Below are 20590 nucleotides of genomic sequence, written 5' to 3'. Positions count from 1 at the left end.
AAGTTAGTATTTTAACGATTGAAATTGCTTGGGCGCCATGTCCGCCTGATGTTCGGGAGCACTTACCTTGCTTTTCTCTGATGATCACATCGAACAGACATCCCGCGCCATGAAGGCGATGTCACATCCTCTGCGTTTGAAGATCATCTCGGTGCTGGGCGACCGGGAGGTCAGCGTACAGGATATTGTCGACAAGGTCGGTACCTCCCAGTCGAATATTTCCCAGCATCTGGCCATCATGCGGGACAAGGGAGTATTGCGTACGCGCAAGGACGCCAACCGCGTTTATTACCGGGTTGGCGATCTGCGTACACTGGAAGTGCTGAAGATGATGCGCGAAGTCTTCTGTGGCTTCAGCGAGTAGCCGGCAGGCCCGCTCGCCGTCGTCGCAATCGGTCAAGTACATGTAAAAGGGCACCCGGATGGGTGCCCTTTTTTGCGCCTGCCCGGGGTTGCCCCCGGGCGTGCCGTGCATCAGATCGGCAGGCTCGTCAGGCGACGGCGCGAACCGTAGGCCAGGTTGACGATACCGCGCGAGACCAGCACCGCGGTGAACATCGAGGTCATGATGCCGAGGCAGTGCACGACGGCAAAGCCGCGCACCGGGCCGGAGCCGAAGATCAGCAGGGCGACACCGGCGATCAGCGTGGTGATGTTCGAGTCGAGGATGGTATGCCACGCATGCTCGTAGCCGGCCTTGATCGCCGCCTGCGGCGTCACGCCATTGCGCAGCTCCTCCCGTATCCGCTCGTTGATCAGCACGTTCGCGTCAATGGCCATGCCCAGGGCCAGCGCGATGGCGGCAATGCCCGGCAGCGTCAGCGTAGCCTGCAGCATCGACAGCAGGGCGATTAGCATCAGCACGTTGGCGGCCAGCGACAGCGCCGAAATCACGCCGAACACGCGGTAGTAGAGAATCATGAAGATCGCCATGGCGGCGAAGCCGTACAGCGTGGAGTCGAAGCCCTTCCTGATGTTCTCGGCACCCAGCGACGGGCCGACCGTGCGTTCCTCGATGATGTTCATCGGTGCGGCCAGCGAACCGGCGCGCAGCAGCAGCGCGACGTCATTGGCCTCGGCCGGGTTCATCGAGCCGGAAATCTGCACGCGACCGCCGCCGATTTCACCGCGGATGACCGGTGCGGTCACCACTTCGCCCTTGCCCTTTTCGACCAGGATCATCGCCATGCGGCGGTTGATGTTCTCGGCCGTGACCTGGCGGAAGATGCTGGCGCCGGTGCTGTCGAGGTTGATCAGCACGGCGGCACCGCCGTTTTCGTCGAAGCCCGGCTGCGCGTCATTGATGTTGTCGCCGGTCAGCTCGACATCCTTGCGCACCAGGATCGGCCGCGGCTCGCCGCCGGAACCGACTTCGTTCATCAGGTCGTAGCCGGCCGGCGTCATGCCGTTGACGGCGTCAGCCAGCTTCTGGCTGTCGTCCTCGACCAGGCGCACTTCCAGCGTCGCGGTGCGACCGAGAATGTCCTTGGCCTTGGCCGTGTCCTGCACCCCCGGCAGCTGCACCACGATCCGGTTCGGGCCGGACTGCTGGATGATCGGTTCGGCCACGCCGAGCTCGTTCACCCGGTTGTGCAGGGTGGTGATGTTCTGCTTGACGGCGTCGGTCTGCACTTTCTGCAGTTCGGCCTGCGACAGCGAGGCGGTGATCGTGTTGCTGGCGTCGTCGGTCTTCAGTGTCAGGTTCGGGATCTGGCGGGCGATGACGTCGGAGATGCGGTTCAGCGTCTCGCCATCGCGCGCGCTGATCGACAGCGAGTCACCATTGCGGCGGATCTGGCCGTAACGGATCTTCTGCGCCTTCAACTCGCGGCGGATATCGCCGGAGTAGCGTTCGAGCGTCTTGTCGACGGCAGCCTTCATGTCCACTTCGAGCAGGAAGTGAACGCCGCCGCGCAGGTCGAGGCCGAGGAACATCGGGTGGGCCTTGATATTGGCCAGCCAGTCCGGCGACGACGACAGCAGGTTCAGCGCGACGATGTAGTTGTCGCCGAGTTGCGACTGGATGGCATCGCGCGCCTTCAGTTGTTCGTCCGGCGTCTGGAAGCGGACCTTCAGGCTGCCGTTGTCCAGATAGGCGCCAACGGGCGAAAGGTGCTTGTCCTTCAGCAGGGTCTCGACGCGATCCATCAGCGTGGCGTCGACCGGATAAGCGCTGCGAGTGCTGGAGACCTGCACCGCCGGGCTTTCACCGTAGAAATTCGGCAGCGTGTAGATCGCACTCACGACCAGCGCCACCGCAATGATCAGGTACTTCCAGAGGGGGTAGCGGTTCATGGTGACTTGGGGGCAGATGAAAACGATTCGCGCCGCGTGGGATCACGCGGCGCGGCATGGCAGGCGGGAATTTATCCCTTGTAGCTGCCTTTTTCCAGTTTGTTGCCGATTGCGGCACGCTGGAACTGGATTTCTACACCCTTGGCAACCTCGACCGTCACATCGTTGCCGTCGAGCTTGGTGATGCGGCCGATCATGCCGGCCTGGGTCAGCACTTCGTCGCCCTTTTGCAGCGCTTCGAGCATGGCCTTCTGTTCCTTCATCTTCTTCTGCTGCGGGCGAACCAGCAGGAACCAGAACAGGATGAAGATGACAATCATCGGCAGGAACGACATCAGTTGTTCGTTCATCTTGGTGAATCTCCGGATGGGAATGAAATGAAACGGCACATTGTAACGGAAAGGCGCTTGGCTGCACCTTATGCCGGTTTGCGGCGCGGGAATCAGGCCCCGCGGGCGCGCCGTTCGTGGAAGCCGGCCTCATAATCGGCGAAGCGGTCGTCTTCGATCGCCTGGCGCATTTCAGCCATCAACTGCTGGTAATAATGCAGGTTGTGGATGGTATTGAGCTGGGCACCGAGAATCTCGCCGGCACGATGCAGGTGATGCAGGTAGGCGCGGCTGAAATGGCGGCAGGCATAGCAGTCGCACTGCTCGTCCAGCGGGCGCTTGTCGTCGCGATGACGGGCATTCTTGATCTTGATGTCGCCCCACTGGGTGAACAGCCAGCCATTGCGCGCATTGCGGGTCGGCATCACGCAGTCGAACATGTCGATGCCGTTGGCGACGCCATGGACCAGATCTTCCGGCGTACCGACACCCATAAGATAGTGCGGTTTGTCTGCCGGCAGCATCGGCTGCAGCTCGCGCATCATCCGGTACATCTCCGGCTTCGGCTCGCCGACCGACAGCCCGCCGATGGCGATGCCGTCGAAGCCGATCTTCATCAGCCCTTCCAGCGACTCCTGGCGCAGGTCGGTATACAGGTTGCCCTGGACGATGCCGAACAGCGCATTCGGATTCTTCAGGTCATTGAATGCGTTGCGGCTGCGCTCGGCCCAGCGCAGGCTCATGCGCATCGACTCGCCGGCGGTGCGGTGGTCGACCTGGCCTGGCGTGCACTCGTCCAGCTGCATGACGATGTCGGAGTTCAGTACCGTCTGGATCTGCATCGACACTTCCGGCGACAGGAACAGCTTGTCGCCATTGATCGGGCTCTGGAAGGTCACGCCTTCCTCGGTGATCTTGCGCAACTGGCCGAGGCTGAATACCTGGAAGCCGCCCGAGTCGGTCAGGATCGGTTTCTGCCAGCCGATGAAGTCGTGCAGGCCGCCGAACTTGCCGACGATATCCAGGCCGGGACGCAACCACAGGTGAAAGGTGTTGCCGAGGATGATCTGCGCGCCGATGTCGTGCAGATTGTCCGGCGTCATCGCCTTGACCGATCCATAAGTGCCTACCGGCATGAAAACCGGTGTCTGGACCACGCCGTGATTGAGCGTCAGCTCGCCGCGGCGCGCGGCGCCGCTTTGTTTTAGCAATTTGAATTCGAGCATGAAATCGCGGGAAAGAGTGTAAAATCAGGGCGCTAGTATAACGCACTTGGATGCTGGCGAAGATTTCTCCGAAAAGGGGCTTGCGTCAGGAAAAGAGTGTCGGTATAGTTCGGTTCCTCGGCAGGCACGTAGCTCAGCTGGTTAGAGCACCACCTTGACATGGTGGGGGTCGTTGGTTCGAGTCCAATCGTGCCTACCAACACATTCCTAATCGGAGTAATCCAGATGAACGCCCGAACTGAAAACACCGGACAGCCATTACTGTTTGGTCGGGCCATCTAGAGAACTTCTGATACTAAAAAGTGCGGCTCAGACCGCACTTTTTTTTTGCTTTTTTTCCCGGCGGCGGGAATCGCGTGCCGGTTTTTGTGGCTTCAAGCCAGGGGATCACACATGCCTGCCATTCGCCTGCCGGACGGTTCCGTCCGCCAATTCGAACATCCCGTTTCCGTCCATGATGTCGCCGCGTCGATCGGCGCCGGCCTTGCGCGCGCCGCGCTGGCGGGGCGGGTCGACGGCAAGCTGGTCGATACCCGCTTTGTCATCGACCACGACGCCGACCTGGCGATCGTGACCGACAAGGACGCCGACGGTGTCGACATCCTTCGCCACTCGACGGCCCACCTGCTGGCCTATGCGGTCAAGACGCTGTTCCCTGATGCGCAGGTCACCATCGGACCGGCGATCGAAAACGGCTTCTACTACGACTTCAGCTACAAGCGTCCGTTTACGCCGGAAGACCTGATCGCCATCGAAAAGAAGATGGCCGAACTGGCGAAGAAGGACATTCCGGTCGAGCGCATGGAAATGTCGCGCGATGACGCCGTGGCCTACTTCAAGTCGATCGGCGAGAACTACAAGGCGGAAATCATCGAGTCGATTCCGCAGGGCGAAGTGCTGTCGCTGTATCGCGAGGGTGATTTCACCGACCTCTGTCGTGGCCCGCACGTCCCGTCGACCGGCAAGCTCAAGGTGTTCAAGCTGATGAAGCTGGCCGGCGCCTACTGGCGTGGCGACAGCCGCAACGAGATGCTGCAGCGCATCTACGGCACCGCCTGGGCGAAGAAGGAAGATCTCGAGCAGTACCTGCACATGCTGGAAGAGGCGGAGAAGCGCGACCACCGCAAGCTGGGTCGCCAGCTCGACCTGTTCCATATCCAGGAAGAAGCGCCGGGCATGGTGTTCTGGCACCCGAAGGGCTGGACGCTGTGGCAGCAGGTCGAACAGTACATGCGCCGCACCATCCTCGAGAACGGCTACCAGGAAGTGCGCACGCCGCAGATCGTCGACCGCTCGCTATGGGAAAAATCCGGCCACTGGGACATGTACTCGGAGCTGATGTTTACCACCGAGTCGGAAAAGCGCGACTACGCGGTCAAGCCGATGAACTGCCCGTGCCACATCCAGATCTTCAACATGGGGATCAAGAGCTACCGCGAGCTGCCGTACCGCATGGCCGAATTCGGCTCCTGCCACCGCAACGAGCCGTCCGGCTCGCTGCACGGCATCATGCGCGTGCGCAACTTCGTCCAGGACGATGCGCACATTTTCTGCACCGATGCACAGATGCAGGATGAGGCGATCCGCTTTATCGACCTGCTGCAGAGCGTGTACAAGGACTTCGGTTTCGAGGAGATCCTGATCAAGCTGTCCACGCGCCCGGAAAAGCGCGTCGGCGCCGATGCGCTGTGGGACCAGGCCGAAGCCGCGCTGGCTACCGCGCTGGACGTCAAGGGGCTGGCCTACGAGCTGCAGCCGGGCGAAGGGGCCTTCTACGGCCCGAAGATCGAATTCTCGCTGAAGGACAGCCTGGGCCGCGTCTGGCAGTGCGGGACGCTGCAGCTGGACTTCAACCTGCCGGAACGGCTGGGCGCCGAGTACGTGGACGAGGACAACACCCGCAAACACCCGGTCATGCTGCACCGGGCGATCCTCGGTTCGCTCGAACGCTTCATCGGCATCCTGATCGAGCATCACGCCGGCGCGATGCCGCTGTGGCTGGCTCCGACCCAGCTGGTGGTGATGAATATCACCGAAGCACAGGCCGAATATGCAACGGAAATTGCCGAATCGCTGAGGAAACAGGGCTTCCGCGTCGATCTTGACTTGAGAAACGAGAAGATCAGCTATAAAATCCGCGAACACAGCCTGCAAAAGTTGCCGTATCAGATCATCGTCGGTGACAAGGAAAAGGCAGGCGCTCTGGTAGCCGTGCGTGCGCGGACTGGCGAAGACCTCGGCCAGCTCCCGCTCTCCCAGTTCATCGAACGACTCAAGTCGGAACTGCTGCACTGATTTTGACGCGCGGCGGGTCATGTATTTTTTGGAGTGACGGCAATAGCTCAGGAACGCGAACCGCGGATCAACGGCGAAATTACGGCCCGTGAGATCCGCCTGCAAGGGCCCGAAGGGGAACAGCTTGGCATTCTCAGCCTCCGCGAAGCATTCGCGAAGGCAGAAGAACTTGAACTCGACCTGGTCGAGATCGCGCCCACCGCGCAACCGCCGGTGTGCAAGATCATGGACTACGGCAAGTTCAAGTATCAGGAAGCCAAGCGCAAACACGAGCAGAAGCAGAAGCAGAAACAGATCCAGGTCAAGGAAATCAAGTTCAGGCCGGGCACGGATGACGGTGACTACAACGTCAAACTGCGCAACCTGATCCGCTTCCTGACCGAAGGTGACAAGGCCAAGATCACGCTGCGCTTCCGCGGCCGTGAAATGGCTCACCAGGATATTGGCCTGGCGCTGCTCAAACGCGTCGAGGCGGATCTGGCCGAAGTGGGGATTGTCGAACAGTTCCCGCGGCTGGAAGGCCGTCAGATGGTCATGATGATCGGTCCGAAGAAGAAGTAGGACCGGCGTCAGCAGGTTTCCGAGTGCGGCGGGCATGCCCGCCGCATCTCGTTGAAAGGCGGCGCAAGCCGTACAAAAGCGTGACACAACGGTGTACAAGTGCCGCAAGGCCACCCTGTGTCGAATCTAAAAAACTCGCAGGAGTCACTTCCATGCCGAAGATGAAAACCAAGTCGAGCGCGAAAAAGCGTCTCAAGGTCCTGGGCAACGGTGGTGTGAAACGCTCGATGGCTTTCAAGCGTCACATCCTTACCAAGAAGACCACCAAGAACAAGCGCCAGTTGCGCGGTACCGTCATGGTCCACGAAACGAATATGGCCTCTGTTCGCGCCATGCTGCCCTACGCCTAAGGAGTTAAGAGATGCCTCGTGTCAAACGCGGTGTAACCGCTCGCGCCCGTCATAAAAAAGTTCTCGCGCTAGCCAAGGGCTATCGCGGCCGCCGCAAGAACGTATACCGCGTTGCCAAGCAGGCGGTGATGAAGGCCGGTCAATACGCTTACCGTGACCGTCGTCAACGCAAACGCCAGTTCCGCGCCCTGTGGATCGCCCGTATCAACGCCGCTGCGCGTGAATGCGGTCTGAGCTACAGCAAGTTCATGAACGGCCTGAAGCGGGCCGCCATCGAGATCGACCGCAAGGTGCTGGCCGACCTCGCCGTGTTCGACAAGGCTGTGTTTGCACAGCTGGTCGAAAAGGCGAAGGCAAGCCTCGTAGCCTAAGCGTCGGGACATTAAGAAGGAGGCATCTTGCCTCCTTTTTTTTATCCTGACCCGGTACGGGAACGACATTGAACAGGCGGGCGGCTGGCGAAAGCGTCGCAATCGGGGCTTTCGCCAACCGTTCGTATACGGAAATAGCCATGAATACCATTCAGACTCTGCTGGCCGAGGGCCTGGTCGCGCTGGCCGCGGTGCAGGACCTCAACGAGCTCGAGCTGGTCAAGGCCCGCTATCTCGGCAAGAGCGGCGAAATCACCGCGTTGCTGAAGCAGCTGGGCCAGATGTCGCCGGAAGAAAAGAAAACCGCGGGTGCGGCCATCAATGCCGGCAAGCAGCAGTTCGAGGCCGCGCACAACCAGCGCCGCGACGAACTGAACGCGGCCCGGCTCGCACAGCAGCTGGCCGCCGAAGCACTCGACGTGACGCTGCCGGGGCGCGGCGCCGGCCTGGGCGGCCTGCACCCGGTCACGCTGACGCTGGAACGCATCGCGACCCTGTTCCGCTCGATGGGCTTCGAGATTGCCGACGGCCCGGAGATCGAAACCGACTTCTACAACTTCCAGGCGCTGAACATTCCGGAAAACCATCCGGCGCGGGCCATGGCGGACACCTTCTACGTCGAGGGCGGTGACGTGCTGCGCACGCATACCTCGCCGATCCAGGCCCGTTTCATGCTGAACAACGCGCCGCCGATCAAGATTATCGCGCCGGGCCGGGTCTATCGCGTCGACTCCGATGCCACCCACTCGCCGATGTTCCACCAGATGGAAGGTCTGTGGGTTGACGAGGGCGTCAGTTTTGCCGACCTGAAGGCGACCATGACCGACTTCCTGCGCCGCTTCTTCGAGAGCGACGACCTGCAGGTGCGCTTCCGTCCAAGCTTTTTCCCGTTTACCGAACCGTCGGCCGAGATCGACGTGCTGGGCAAGAACGGCTGGCTGGAGGTGGGCGGCTGCGGGATGGTGCATCCGAACGTGCTGAAAAACGTCAATATCGACGCGGAAAAGTACACCGGCTTTGCCTTCGGCATCGGGCTGGACCGTTTTGCCATGTTGCGCTACGGCGTGACCGACCTGCGGCTCTTCTTCGAGAACGATCTCAATTTCCTCAAGCAGTTCAACTGATCGCAGCGGAGCCTGAACATGAAATTCTCTGAAATCTGGCTGCGCGACTGGGTCAACCCGGCGCTGGATACGGAACAACTGAGCCATCTGCTGACCATGGCCGGTCTCGAGGTCGAAAGCGTCGAGCCGGCCGCGCCGCGTTTCTCCGGCGTCGTGGTCGCCGAGGTCAAGAGCGTGCGCAAGCACGAGAATGCCGATCGCCTGCGGGTGACCGAAGTCGACGTCGGCAACGGCGAACGGGTGCAGATCGTCTGCGGCGCGCCGAATGTGGCCGAAGGCCTGAAGGTGCCGTGCGCGCTGTCCGGTGCCGTGCTGCCGGGTGATTTCCGCATCAAGCCGACCAAAATGCGTGGCGTCGAGTCGAACGGCATGCTGTGCTCGGGCAAGGAACTTGGCGTGCCCGACGACGTCGACGGCCTGCTGGTCCTGCCGGCCGACGCGCCGGTGGGGGCGGATATCCGCGATTACCTGCAACTTGACGATGCCACCTTCGAACTGAAGATCACCCCGAACCGGGCCGACTGCCTGAGCCTGCGCGGCATTGCACGTGAAGTCGCCGCGCTGACCCGCGCTGCACTGAACGAGCCGACGATCACTGCCGTTGCGCCGGCGATCGACGACACGCTGCCGGTGACGGTGGATGCCACCGCGGCCTGCCCGCGTTACATCGGTCGCGTGATCCGCGGTGTCGACGCCCGCGCCGCCACGCCGGCCTGGATGCGCCAGCGTCTGGAACGGGCCGGGCTGCGCAGTATCTCCGCCGTGGTCGACGTGACCAACTATGTGTTGCTCGAACTCGGCCAGCCGCTGCATGCCTTCGACCTTGGCAAACTTGCCGGCAACATCCATGTGCGCATGGCGCAGCCTGGTGAAACGCTGGCACTGCTGAACGGCAAGACCATCGATCTCGACCCGGACATGCTGGTGATCACCAGCGGTGACAAGGCCGTTGCGCTGGCCGGGATCATGGGCGGCGCCAACAGCGAAGTGGATGACACCACTGTCGACGTGTTCCTCGAGTCGGCATTCTTCTCGCCCGAAGCCATTGCCGGCCGCGCGCGCAAGCTGACGCTGAACTCCGATGCGTCGTTCCGCTACGAGCGCGGTGTCGACTATGCCCTGCAGCGCGATGCGATCGAACGCGCCTCGGCGCTGATCCTGTCGATCTGCGGTGGTCAGGCCGGCCCGCTGGGCGAGGCCGTGTCCACCCTGCCGGTCAAGCCGGCGGTGCGGGTGCGGACGGCGCGGGTCAACAAGGTGCTCGGCATCACGCTGTCGCAGCAGGAGATTGGTGCCATCCTGACCGGACTCGGCTTTGAGACGGTCGAAGTCGACGCGGGTTTCAGTGTGACCCCGCCGAGCTTCCGCTTCGATATCGAGATCGAGGAAGACCTGATCGAGGAAATCGCCCGCGTCCATGGCTATGAGAACGTGCCGGCCGATGCGCCGCGTGCCCGGCTGGCCATGCTGCCGCTGCCGGAAACCGCCACGCCGCGGCATGAGCTGCGCCGGCGTGTCGCCTGCCGCGACTACCAGGAAATCGTCAGCTACGCGTTTGTCGATGCGCAGTGGGAAGCCGACCTGGGCGGCAATGCCAATCCGGTGACGCTGATCAATCCGATCGCCAGCCAGATGAGCGTCATGCGTTCGACACTGTTCGGCGGACTGATCGACACCCTGGTGTCGAACCTGAACCGCAAGCAGTCGCGGGTGCGGGTGTTCGAGATCGCCCGGGTATTCCTGAAGCAGGCGGATGCCAGCGTGCAGCAGCCGGAACGGCTGGCCGGTCTGGCCTTCGGTTCGCGCTACCCGGAACAGTGGGGCGTCAGTGGCGAGCGGGTCGATTTCCATGACGTGAAGGCTGACGTGGAGGCGCTGCTGGCGCCGCGCGCGGCGGTATACCGCGCCGGCCAGCATCCGGCACTGCATCCGGGCCGCACGGCGGACATCCTGATCGACGGCAAGCGGGTCGGCGTGATCGGCGAGCTGCACCCGGCCTGGGTTCACAAGTACGACCTGCCGGCCGCGCCGGTGCTGTTCGAGCTCGATTTCGACACCCTGGCCACACGCAGCGGCATCGAAGCCCGGCCGGTCAGCAAGTTCCAGCCGGTGCGCCGCGACCTGGCGCTGATGGTCGACGAAGCCGTGTCGCACGATGCGCTCCGCGATGCGCTGCTGGCTGCTGCGCCTGAGGCCGTTTACGCGGTGTCGCTGTTCGACATCTACCGTGGCAAGGGCATCGAGGACGGGAAAAAGAGCCTTGCATTCAAGGTGTTAATGCAGGATACTAGCCGCACATTAACCGATGAAGACGTTGAATCGGCGATCAGGCGGATGGTGGAAGCCGTTAGCGCCGGGCTGAATGCAAAGCTTCGTCTCTGAGGCCGGAGCTGGTCGTTGATGTCAGGTCATGACGCCGCGTAACCCGCGGCGTCTTCAGTTATCGTGAATAAATAAAAATCAAGTCAAGAGTCGTTAAGGGGATGTCATGACGCTGACCAAGGCAGAGCTTGCCGATTTGCTGTTCGACAGGGTGGGCCTCAGCAAGCGGGAGTCCAAGGACATGGTTGAATCCTTCTTTGAGGAAATCCGTGGCGCGCTGGAAGAGGGCGACTCGGTCAAGCTGTCCGGCTTCGGCAATTTCCAGTTGCGTGACAAGCCGCAACGCCCGGGGCGCAACCCCAAGACCGGCGAAGAAATCCCGATTACCGCCCGCCGCGTCGTCACCTTCCACGCCAGCCAGAAGCTCAAGGGGATGGTCGAGGCGCACTATGCCGTACGCAGCCTCTGACATGCCGGCGCTGCCGACCGCGCGTTATTTCAGTGTCGACGAGGCCGCGCGCCTGGTCGGCGTCGCACCGCACGTGCTGCGCAGCTGGGAAGCCGAGTTTGCATCGGCGCTGCCGAGCGCCGTCCAGCGCCGGCACTACCGGCGCGAGGAAGTACTGGCGGCCAGGCAGATCCATGCCCGGCTGCGGGCGCAGGCCCTGCGCGGCGGTGACGCCGGACTGGCGGCCGCGCGGGCGCTGGATGCGCCGCAGCCGCTGTCGGTCGACGAGCTGCGCACCGAGCTGACCCGGATCCGCGAGACGCTGTCATTGGACTTTGACGAGTGACCCCGGCATTGGTATAGTTCGCACCCTGAGTCGGGGCGTGGCGCAGCCTGGTAGCGCACTTGCATGGGGTGCAAGGGGTCGCGAGTTCGAATCCCGCCGCCCCGACCAACGAATTTGCAGTTGCTCCAAACAGCAGGGCCAGCCTTCGGGCTGGCCTTTTTGTTTTGGGTTCCCGATCAGTCCCGGCGGTCAGTCCGGGTCCTGCTCCCGGTTTACCCGCGCGGCAGGCTTTTCCATGGTGGCCGGCGGCCGGGGCGAGGGCGGGCGATTCCCGCATATCGCGAAAAAATGACGCTCCGCCGCAAAAGCGCCTATGCTGTCCACACATCGTTGCCCGCCATGCACATCGGGCCATGGCAATGATCGCAGGGACGCACCTGCAACAGTGTCATAGTGGGACCGGCCCTGCCTGGCGGCGCCCACGAGGAAAATATCATGGCAAAAGGTCAGAAGCACGGTAACAAGGAAGCCAAGAAACCCAAGAAGGTCAAAGTCGCCGTCGTGGCGCCGCAATCGACTTTCCTGCCACCGAAGCCAAGCGGAACATCGACCGGTCATTGATCCGGTTTCGTTCCATTGAAAAAGCCGCCGTTCAGGCGGCTTTCGCGTTTCTGGCGTTTGCGGGCATCCGGACGGAAAACGCCCTGCCGGTATTGAGCCGCCTGGGACTCAAGTGTGTCTGTCCAACGCCTTGATGGAATGCGACCCCAAGCGGCTCAATACTGGCAGGGCGAATACCCTCGATAGTGTAAGTCTGCGCGGGGAGGCCCCGGGGGACAAGCCGGTATGGCATTTTTTTTGCGGCGCATCAAGACACGAGCGTTGTGCCGCCTGCGGGGCGGGGTGAAATTTTGTCTGTTGGTGTCGCTTGCCGGAGGCATGCCATCCATTTGATGCGGCACGGAATTCCATGCCGTTCGGCATTCAGGATCAGTAGAAATACGGATTGCGCCGCTGGCGATAAAGCACTAAAAACCCTTGAGCCGGCCATTGCCGGCCTTGTTTCTGCCGGCTTGTGCCTGATTCCCCGCTTTGTTGATCATACAAGCCTCCTGAGGATCCTATGCGTGTTTCCTGGCTTCGGGCCTCGCTGCGCACACGCCTGGTCGTACTCGGTCTGATGGTCAACCTGACACTGGCCGGTATGCTGACCGCCGTGGCGCTGCTGTCCTGGCAATCCCTGCTGCAGCAAGACTTGCACGCGCGCGGCGATGCAATCAGCGGCCTGCTGGACAGCGGGCTTGCCGCCCTGCTGGCGAAAGGCGATCACTTCGGCATTTATCGCTTTGCCGAATCCGGGGTGGAAAGCCGGTCCATCTCCTTCCTGGTTGTGCGCGACGCCGCCGGCCATGTTCTCGTTCATACCGCTCCTGACGATCGCAGTGCGCAGCTGGCGCCGATGCCGGTGCCGGATACCCTGTACAAGCTGTGGCAGGCCGGGCCGGTGCTGGCGCTGAACCGCGACATCCACTACGACGGTCGCAAGGTGGGCAGCGTGCAGTTCGGCCTGCCGCTGGAGGATATCCGCACCACATTTTACGGGCTGCTGCTGCGCTGCCTGGCCATCTCCAGCCTGGGCGTGGTCGGCCTGCTGCTGCTGCAGCATCTGCTGCGCTGCTGGATCAGCGAGCCGATCGAAGGCCTTGTGCTGGCGGCAAAGCGGATGGCACGCGGAGAGAGCGGCGGCCTGCTGCCGCGCAGCGGGCCACCGGAAGTGATGGCGCTGAGCGAGAGCTTTGCCCGGATGCGCGAGTCACTGGACGAGCGCATGGCCAGCATGCGCATCCAGCAGGACACGCTGAATGCCATCGCCGACCATACCTATGCATGGGAGCTGTGGTTCGACCCGCAGGGCAGGGTGGTGTGGGTCAATCCGTCGGTCGAGCGCATTACCGGGCATACCGTCGAGCAGTGCCTGCAATCGGAACGCTATCTGCTGGACATGGTCAGTGACATCGACCGCGACCGGGTGTCCTGTGCGCTGCGCACCTCGCTGGCCGATCGCAAGCCGGGCCAGGGCTTCCAGTTCCGGGTCCGGCACAAGAGCGGCGCCAATCTGTGGGTGCTGGCCAGCTGGACGCCGATCTTTGCCGCCGAGGGCCAGTATCTCGGCATCCGCGTCAGCCTGCTGGACTGTACCGAAAGCCTGGAAAACCGCCGCGCCCTCGAACAGGCGGTCAGCCGGCTGCGTGTCGAGCAGTTGCGGGCAAGCCAGCATCTGCGCGATGCCCAGCGCGAGCGGGCCATGCTGGATACGCTGCTGGCCTCGCTGTACATCGGTCTGGTGTTCGTCGATGGTGAACGGCGGGTGCTGTACGCGAATCCGCTGTTCTCCCAGTTCTGGGGCCTGCCGCAGCTGGATGAACTGGCCGGGCATGTGCTGGAGGAGTTCCTGCCATCGCTGGCCGAGCTGCTGCACGGTCACAGTGGCGAGGTCGAACTGAAGCTTGACGATGGTCGCATCGTGCTGGTCCGCCTGTCACCGATCGAAGGTGATGGAGACAGTGGCAGCCTGCTGCTGTGCGAAGACGTGACGGCGGCCCGGGCCAGTGCCGAGCAACTCGTGTTCCTTGCCGAGCGCGATACCCTGACCGGCATTTTCAACCGCCGCCGCTTCCAGCTGGAAATCGAGCGCATGGTCAAGCAGTCGGAACGCAGCCAGCGCTCCATGGCGCTGCTGACCTTCGACCTCAACGACTTCAAGCTGGTCAACGACAACCACGGCCATGCTGCCGGCGACATGGTGCTGATCGACATCGCCCGGGTGATCAATCGCACCATCCGCCAGAGCGAGCTGTTCTGCCGGCTGGGGGGCGACGAGTTCGCCGTCCTGCTGCCGGAAGCCGATGTGTTCGATGCCAGCATGCTGGCCGGTCGCATTGACCAGCATATCCGCGAGATCGCCTTCGATTTTTCCGGTATCGAGCGGCGGGTCTCGGCGTCGATCGGCATCGCGATCTTCCCCGATCATGCCGCCACGGCCGACGAACTGGTCGCCGCCGCCGATGCCGCGATGTATGACGCCAAGAAGGATGACGAGAATGGATGCTGGCGAATCTTCGACGGTGCCACCATGCAGGCCTCGCTGACGTTCCGCCCCCCGCACAAGCATGATTACGACGGCCGCAACGAGCCGACCGTCATCGTCTGAACACGGATACACCGCCCCTTTCACGCCGTTTCTTCTGCCGCCGGCTCTCTGCCGGCCCGGCCCTGCTGCGCAAGGACGGGCCAATTGAAGGCATAATGGTGGCGGGATCCCGTCCGGGTGTGCGTAGCGCACGGGAGGGTGTCCCGCGGCGAGGTAATTCCTCCCTGACCGCATTTTTGTCACACAACGGTATTACCGTGCGTAAAGGAAAGTCATGGCACGCATGATTCATTGCATCAAACTCGGTCGCGAAGCTGAAGGACTCGAGTTTCCGCCGCTGCCCGGCGAACTGGGCAAGAAAATCTACGAGCAGGTCTCCAAAGAAGCCTGGCAGGCCTGGCTCAAGCACCAGACCATGCTGATCAACGAGAATCGCCTGAGTCTCGCCGATCCGCGTGCGCGTCAGTATCTGACCCAGCAACTGCAGAATTACTTCTTCGGCGCCGGTGCGGACATGCCGAACGGCTTCGTGCCGCCGAGCGCCTGACCGGCGTCTTCCGCCCGGACCGGGCGGAGGCGACTGCGTGAACACGTGTGCCGGAGAGTGACGGCGGCCGGCCGGAGGGGCCCGCCGTCACGACGAATACGATTGTGAACAGGAACAAGAATGGGCGCCACAGCCGATACGCTACTCAACCGGGAACTCGGACTTATCGAATTCAACCGCCGTGTGCTGGCGCAAGCGGAGGATGAAACGCTTCCGCTGCTGGAGCGGCTGAAGTTCCTCTGTATCGTATCGTCCAATCTGGACGAGTTCTTCGAGGTCCGGGTGGCCTGGCTGAAGGACAACGTCCAGCACAACCCGAACCGGATCCTGGCGGACGGTTCGACGCCGGGACAGGCGCTGGCCAAGGTGGCGACTGCCGCCCGCGAGCTGATCCGTCGCCAGTACGATGTGCTGCGCGCCAATGTGCTGCCGGCCCTGCGCAGTGCCGGCGTGGTGTTTCTGCGTCGCGCCGAATGGAGCGTCGAGCAGCGCGCGTGGATTCGCGACTATTTCCTGCGCGAAGTGCTGCCGGTGCTGACACCGATCGGGCTCGATCCGTCACACCCGTTTCCGAAACTGCTGAACAAGAGTCTGAACTTTGCCATCGAGCTGGAAGGGCGCGACGCGTTCGGCCGCAATTCCGGCATTGCCATTGTTCAGGCACCGCGCATCCTGCCGCGGGTCATCAAGCTGCCGGAAGTGATTTCCGGCCCGCACCAGTTCGTTTTCCTGTCGTCGATCGTGCACGAGCATATCGACGAGCTGTTTGCCGGCATGACGGTCAAGGGCTTCTACCAGTTCCGCGTGACCCGCAACAGCGAACTGACGGTTGAGGAAGAAGAACTCAAGAACCTGCGCACTGCACTGCAGGGCGAATTGCGTCAGCGCCAGTATGGCGATGCCGTCCGGCTGGAGATCGCCGACAACTGCCCTGCGCACATGGAAGATTACCTGCTGGCGCAGTTCACGCTGCAGCGCGACGACGTGTTCCGCGTCGACGGCCCGGTCAATCTGGTACGGCTGATGCAGGTACCGGACATGGTTGACGTGCCGGCGCTGAAATTCCGTCCGTTCGTGCCGGCCTTGCCGTCACTGCTGGCGAAGAAGGCGACGCTGTTCGAAGCCATGCGCAAGCAGGACATCCTGCTGCACCATCCGTTCCAGTCGTTCCAGCCGGTGATCGACCTGCTGAATCTCGGGGCCACCGATCCGCAGGTGGTCGCCATCAAGATGACCGTCTACCGTACCGGTACCGATTCGGTGCTGATGGAGTCGCTGATTGCCGCCGCCCGCGCCGGCAAGCAGGTGACGGTCATTGTCGAACTGATGGCCCGCTTCGACGAAGAAGCCAACATCAGCTGGGCGCAGCGGCTGGAAGATGCCGGGGCGCACGTGGTCTACGGCGTCTACGGCTACAAGGTGCACGCCAAGATGCTGATGGTCGTGCGCCGCGAGGAGGGGCAGCTGCGGCGCTATGTGCATCTCGGCACCGGCAACTACCATCCGCGCACCGCGCGCATGTATACCGACTTCGGCCTGCTGACCTGCAACGACGACATCGCCAGCGACGTCAACGACCTGTTCGTGCAGATTACCGGCCTGGGGCGCGCCAGCAAGCTCAAGCATCTGCTGAGTTCGCCCTTCACGCTGCTGCCCGGCATGGTCGAGCGCATCCGCGCCGAGGCCGAGCACGCAAAGGCCGGCAAGCCGGCGCGCATCATTGCCAAGATGAATGCGCTGCTGGAAGGCGAGATCATCGGCGAGCTGTACGCGGCCAGTCAGGCCGGGGTGAAGATCCAGTTGATCGTGCGCGGCGTCTGCGCGCTGAAGCCCGGCGTGCCCGGGCTGTCGGAAAACATCACCGTGCGTTCCATCATCGGCCGCTTCCTCGAGCACAGCCGGGTGTTCTATTACCTGAACGGTGGCAACGAAGACCTGTTCATTTCCAGCGCCGACTGGATGGGACGCAACTTCTTCCGTCGCATCGAGACCTGCGTGCCGATCCTCGACAAGAAGATCAAGCAGCGCATCATCCGCGAAGGCCTGAAGCCCTATCTGGCCGACAACGGCAATGCCTGGGAAATGAGTGCGGACGGCAGCTATCGCCATCGCACCACGCGCGGCCAGCCGCGCATCGCCCAGGAATCACTGCTGGCAGAACTGACGGTCGCCAGCCGGGCCATCAAGCGCTGATGGAGATGCTCTGGCTCGGCTGGCTGGCCGGTCTGGTCCTGATCGGGCTGGGACTGGCCGGCTGTCTGCTGCCGGCGCTGCCCGGTCTGCCGCTGGTGTTCCTTGGCGGGCTGGCCATTGCCTGGGCCGGCGATTTCCGGCAGATCGGCTCGACCACGCTGATCGTGACCGCCGTGCTGGCCGCACTGGGCATGATGGCCGACTTCCTGGCCGGCACCCTCGGCGCCCGGGCGTTCGGTGCCAGCGGCAAGGCGGTCTGGGGTGCGCTGCTCGGCAGCATGATCGGGCTGTTCTTCGGCCTGCCCGGGCTGCTGCTCGGGCCACTGCTGGGGGCGGCCATCGGCGAATGGCTGGCGCGCCGCGACGCCTATCAGGCCGGCAAGGTCGGGCTGGCGACGCTGGTCGGGCTGGTGATCGGTACGGCGGCCAAGATCGGTGCTGCGCTGGCGATGATCGGCGCGCTGGGCATTGCGTTGCTGTTCTGAGCCGCTCGTGGCGGATCGCTGCGCTGGTCGATGACGCCCGTCCCCGGCGCCCGGTTCCTATAATCCGCTCATGGTGGTCAGGGATTGTCGTGCCGGAAGGAGCGTGCGATGGTCAGACCCTCTCGCGCTGCCCGTCTGCCGTCCCGGATTGTCGGCAAGCCCTGCGTGGGGCTGCACGGGCAGTTGCTCGACTGGCTCGATGACTCGACGCCGTACTACCATCTGGGCCACGGCGCGCGCAGTTTCAACCCGGTCAGCCAGCGTTTTGTCAGCATGGACCCGTACAGCCCGTTTGCCGGTGGCGGCGACAATCCCTATGCCTTTTGCCTCGGCGACCCGGTCAATCGCAGTGATCCGTCCGGTTATGTCAGTCAGCTGGGGGGCTGGACCATCCTGCTGGGCGCGCTTGGCATCATGCTGTCGCTGGTGTCACTGGGCGTGGCGCTACCCGCTTTCGGGCTGGTGACTGGTGCCATCAGCGGATTGTCCTGTGTGGTGTCGATGGCGGGGAGCGCGCTCGGCATTGCTGCCGCGCTGATGGAAAACCACGAACCGGTGCTGGCACGCAAGATGGGGGACGTGGCCAACTGGCTGAGCATGGCCGGCGCAGTCATCGCCGTTTTCGGCGTGGGGGTCGTGCTGTGGCAGCGGCTGGCCTCGCGTGGATTTATCAGTGGATCCATCAGCGGCAAGAGCGCCGTCGTTTTCGACCGGCGGGGCCGTCCGGAATTCCTGTTCGCCGAGCGCTATCGCAATGGCTCATTGCTCGCCATGCACGGAAACCGGGAAGGGATGCTGTACGGGCCGGGTCAGGGGTGGCTGCCCGCCCGCAAATGGGGGCTGCAGCTGCGCTCGAGTCTGTTGTACCAGTCGAGCAATCGCAGCGGGCCGCTGTATCTGATGGCCTGCCATGCCGGCCGGCAGCCAGCCTCCGGGCTGGCCAATGCCCAGATACTGTCCAGTGTGCTGGACAGGAATGTCATTGCAGCCAGAAACGTGGTTTCGGTCGGCTGGGATTCAGGAAATACCCTGGGGCGCGCCCTGTTCGGGATGAAGGGAATGGGTACCCATCACCGGACGCTGCATTTCTTCGACCTGTATCACCAGCCGTTCCGTACCTTCACGCCATTCACCTAGCGGACCCCGCGCCGGTGTCAGCCATCACTCAGCGCGCGGATATGCGCGGCGACGCTGCGACCGAGCGGCGACAGCTCGTAGCCGCCTTCCAGCACCGACACGATGCGCCCTTCGCAATGTTCGGCGGCAAAGCGCATCAGCTCGCGCGTGACCCACTCGTAGTCGGCCTCCACCAGCCCCATCGAACCCATGTCGTCCTCGCGGTGGGCATCGAAGCCGGCCGAGATGAAGATCATCTGCGGATCGAACGCAGTCAGCCGTGGCCACCACTGCTCCTGGACCACCTTGCGGAAGTCGGCGCCGCTGCTGCCGGCCTTCATCGGCACATTGACCATGTTCTCGCCCAGCGGCGCATCGCCACAGTACGGGAAGAACGGGTGCTGGAAGATCGAGCACATCAGCACGTGCGGATCGTCGCGGAAGATTTCCTCGGTGCCGTTGCCGTGATGCACGTCGAAATCGATGATGGCAATGCGCTCCAGTCCGTGACGGAACTGGGCGTGGCGGACGCCGACGGCGAGGTTGTTGTAGTAACAGAAGCCCATGGCCTTTGCCGACTCGGCATGGTGGCCGGGCGGGCGGATGGCGCAGAACGCATTGGGCGCCTGGTGGCTGCAGACCAGGTCCACGGCACGCACCACGGCGCCGGCCGCACGCTTGGCGGCGATCAGCGTGCCGGGCGACATGGCGGTGTCGGAGTCCAGCCGGAACGTGCCGGCCAGCGGCAGGCTCATCTCCAGGTATTCAAGGTAGCGCGGCGCATGCACGCGCGCGAGCTGTTCATCGCTTACGACCGGCGCTTCGACTTCAGTCAGGAAATCGAACAGTTGCGACGCGATCAGTTGATCGCGAATCGCCACCAGACGGGCAGGGCATTCGGGGTGTCCTTCGCCAACGTTGTGCTGCATGCAGTCGTTGTGCGAGACATAGGCGGTGAGCCCTGGCGCAAACTTTTGCTTAAGCCAGTCGAACAAGGCCGTCTCCTCTATGGTTTTGTCATCGGCTGTCCGTCAAAAGTGTGCGCTGTGGCCGGGCTATTTGCAATGCGCGCCAGCGATTCAAATGACATTTTTTTGATATTGCCCAAAGAAGGCGGGCAGGGCGGGGAGAGGGGAGCGACCGGCGGCAGAAACGAAAAAAGCCAACCGAATCATCGGTTGGCTTCTTTCGCGGATTTGGTGCCCAGGAGAAGACTCGAACTTCCACAGTGTTGCCACCGCTAGGACCTGAACCTAGTGCGTCTACCAATTCCGCCACCTGGGCAATTTCATTCGGGATTTTTTTGCTGTGACTCGTTAGAATCACGGCAAGCGCGGGTATTTAGCTGGTGCCCAGGAGAAGACTCGAACTTCCACAGTGTTGCCACCGCTAGGACCTGAACCTAGTGCGTCTACCAATTCCGCCACCTGGGCCCGCGCTTCTTTGCGACTTGGTGTCGCTCCGAATGAGACGCGAATTATAAGCACCTCT

At 62.7% G+C, this 20590-nt stretch carries 19 protein-coding genes and 4 tRNA genes; 17 read left to right on the top strand and 6 right to left on the bottom strand.

Annotation, left to right across the window (positions count from 1 at the left end; genetic code table 11):
* The first annotated feature begins 109 nt into the window (after nucleotides 1-109).
* Nucleotides 110-364, top strand: coding sequence for a metalloregulator ArsR/SmtB family transcription factor (locus DFO50_RS16530; RefSeq protein WP_199489878.1), 255 nt, complete (start codon nucleotides 110-112; stop codon nucleotides 362-364).
* Between the two features lie 110 nt (nucleotides 365-474).
* Here DFO50_RS16530 and secD read toward each other — a convergent pair whose 3' ends face one another.
* From secD to tgt, 3 genes are all read right to left on the bottom strand, one after another.
* Entirely contained in the window at nucleotides 475-2295 is a 1821-nt protein-coding gene (gene secD / locus DFO50_RS16525) for a protein translocase subunit SecD (protein ID WP_107890270.1), read from the bottom strand.
* A 71-nt stretch (nucleotides 2296-2366) separates the two neighbouring features.
* On the bottom strand, nucleotides 2367-2645 hold the full coding sequence (gene yajC / locus DFO50_RS16520; protein ID WP_107888702.1) for a preprotein translocase subunit YajC: 279 nt from the start codon (nucleotides 2643-2645) through the stop codon (nucleotides 2367-2369).
* A 92-nt stretch (nucleotides 2646-2737) separates the two neighbouring features.
* Complete coding sequence (gene tgt / locus DFO50_RS16515; RefSeq protein ID WP_028499998.1) at nucleotides 2738-3850, bottom strand: tRNA guanosine(34) transglycosylase Tgt; 1113 nt, start codon at nucleotides 3848-3850, stop codon at nucleotides 2738-2740.
* Between the two features lie 122 nt (nucleotides 3851-3972).
* Here tgt and DFO50_RS16510 point away from each other — a divergent pair.
* The 16 genes from DFO50_RS16510 (at nucleotide 3973) to DFO50_RS16440 (ending at nucleotide 19120) form a co-directional block, all read left to right on the top strand.
* Nucleotides 3973-4049, top strand: a tRNA-Val gene (locus DFO50_RS16510).
* Nucleotides 4050-4243: 194 nt separating this feature from the next.
* Nucleotides 4244-6145 (top strand): threonine--tRNA ligase, encoded by a 1902-nt coding sequence (gene thrS / locus DFO50_RS16505; protein WP_107888701.1) that lies wholly within the window; start codon nucleotides 4244-4246, stop codon nucleotides 6143-6145.
* A 33-nt stretch (nucleotides 6146-6178) separates the two neighbouring features.
* Nucleotides 6179-6706, top strand: coding sequence for a translation initiation factor IF-3 (infC, locus tag DFO50_RS16500; RefSeq protein WP_028500000.1), 528 nt, complete (start codon nucleotides 6179-6181; stop codon nucleotides 6704-6706).
* A 152-nt stretch (nucleotides 6707-6858) separates the two neighbouring features.
* Entirely contained in the window at nucleotides 6859-7056 is a 198-nt protein-coding gene (gene rpmI, locus DFO50_RS16495; RefSeq protein WP_028500001.1) for a 50S ribosomal protein L35, read from the top strand.
* Nucleotides 7057-7067: 11 nt separating this feature from the next.
* Entirely contained in the window at nucleotides 7068-7427 is a 360-nt protein-coding gene (gene rplT, locus DFO50_RS16490; protein ID WP_028500002.1) for a 50S ribosomal protein L20, read from the top strand.
* 140 nt (nucleotides 7428-7567) lie between these two features.
* Nucleotides 7568-8551 (top strand): phenylalanine--tRNA ligase subunit alpha, encoded by a 984-nt coding sequence (gene pheS, locus DFO50_RS16485; protein WP_028500003.1) that lies wholly within the window; start codon nucleotides 7568-7570, stop codon nucleotides 8549-8551.
* A gap of 18 nt (nucleotides 8552-8569) precedes the next feature.
* Nucleotides 8570-10933, top strand: a complete 2364-nt coding sequence (gene pheT / locus DFO50_RS16480; RefSeq protein WP_112692880.1) for a phenylalanine--tRNA ligase subunit beta — start codon at nucleotides 8570-8572, stop codon at nucleotides 10931-10933.
* Between the two features lie 106 nt (nucleotides 10934-11039).
* Nucleotides 11040-11342, top strand: coding sequence for an integration host factor subunit alpha (locus DFO50_RS16475; RefSeq protein ID WP_028500005.1), 303 nt, complete (start codon nucleotides 11040-11042; stop codon nucleotides 11340-11342).
* Between the two features lies 1 nt (nucleotide 11343).
* On the top strand, nucleotides 11344-11667 hold the full coding sequence (locus tag DFO50_RS16470; protein WP_051528995.1) for a MerR family transcriptional regulator: 324 nt from the start codon (nucleotides 11344-11346) through the stop codon (nucleotides 11665-11667).
* Nucleotides 11668-11698: 31 nt separating this feature from the next.
* A tRNA-Pro gene (locus tag DFO50_RS16465) sits at nucleotides 11699-11775 on the top strand.
* A 327-nt stretch (nucleotides 11776-12102) separates the two neighbouring features.
* On the top strand, nucleotides 12103-12228 hold the full coding sequence (locus DFO50_RS19830; RefSeq protein ID WP_255420246.1) for a hypothetical protein: 126 nt from the start codon (nucleotides 12103-12105) through the stop codon (nucleotides 12226-12228).
* A 502-nt stretch (nucleotides 12229-12730) separates the two neighbouring features.
* Complete coding sequence (locus DFO50_RS16460; RefSeq protein ID WP_107888700.1) at nucleotides 12731-14818, top strand: sensor domain-containing diguanylate cyclase; 2088 nt, start codon at nucleotides 12731-12733, stop codon at nucleotides 14816-14818.
* 214 nt (nucleotides 14819-15032) lie between these two features.
* Nucleotides 15033-15305: an oxidative damage protection protein gene (locus tag DFO50_RS16455; protein ID WP_028500008.1), complete on the top strand. Its 273-nt coding sequence runs from the start codon at nucleotides 15033-15035 to the stop codon at nucleotides 15303-15305.
* Between the two features lie 120 nt (nucleotides 15306-15425).
* Nucleotides 15426-17498 (top strand): polyphosphate kinase 1, encoded by a 2073-nt coding sequence (gene ppk1 / locus DFO50_RS16450; protein ID WP_028500009.1) that lies wholly within the window; start codon nucleotides 15426-15428, stop codon nucleotides 17496-17498.
* Nucleotides 17498-17983 carry a DUF456 domain-containing protein gene (locus DFO50_RS16445; protein WP_373280122.1) on the top strand — a complete coding sequence of 162 codons (486 nt, stop codon included), beginning with the start codon at nucleotides 17498-17500 and terminating at the stop codon, nucleotides 17981-17983. The genes ppk1 and DFO50_RS16445 overlap by 1 nt, the downstream gene beginning before the upstream one ends.
* A gap of 108 nt (nucleotides 17984-18091) precedes the next feature.
* Complete coding sequence (locus tag DFO50_RS16440) at nucleotides 18092-19120, top strand: RHS repeat-associated core domain-containing protein (protein WP_112692879.1); 1029 nt, start codon at nucleotides 18092-18094, stop codon at nucleotides 19118-19120.
* Nucleotides 19121-19137: 17 nt separating this feature from the next.
* Here DFO50_RS16440 and DFO50_RS16435 read toward each other — a convergent pair whose 3' ends face one another.
* The 3 genes from DFO50_RS16435 to DFO50_RS16425 form a co-directional block, all read right to left on the bottom strand.
* Nucleotides 19138-20094 (bottom strand): histone deacetylase family protein, encoded by a 957-nt coding sequence (locus DFO50_RS16435; protein WP_028500012.1) that lies wholly within the window; start codon nucleotides 20092-20094, stop codon nucleotides 19138-19140.
* A gap of 202 nt (nucleotides 20095-20296) precedes the next feature.
* A tRNA-Leu gene (locus DFO50_RS16430) sits at nucleotides 20297-20383 on the bottom strand.
* Nucleotides 20384-20445: 62 nt separating this feature from the next.
* Nucleotides 20446-20532 (bottom strand) — tRNA-Leu (locus tag DFO50_RS16425).
* Nucleotides 20533-20590: the final 58 nt, after the last annotated feature.

The organism is Microvirgula sp. AG722, from assembly GCF_003269145.1.
Classification (GTDB): domain Bacteria; phylum Pseudomonadota; class Gammaproteobacteria; order Burkholderiales; family Aquaspirillaceae; genus Microvirgula; species Microvirgula aerodenitrificans.
Note: the sequence above shows the minus strand (reverse complement) of the source record. Positions and strands in the feature narration are given on the sequence as shown.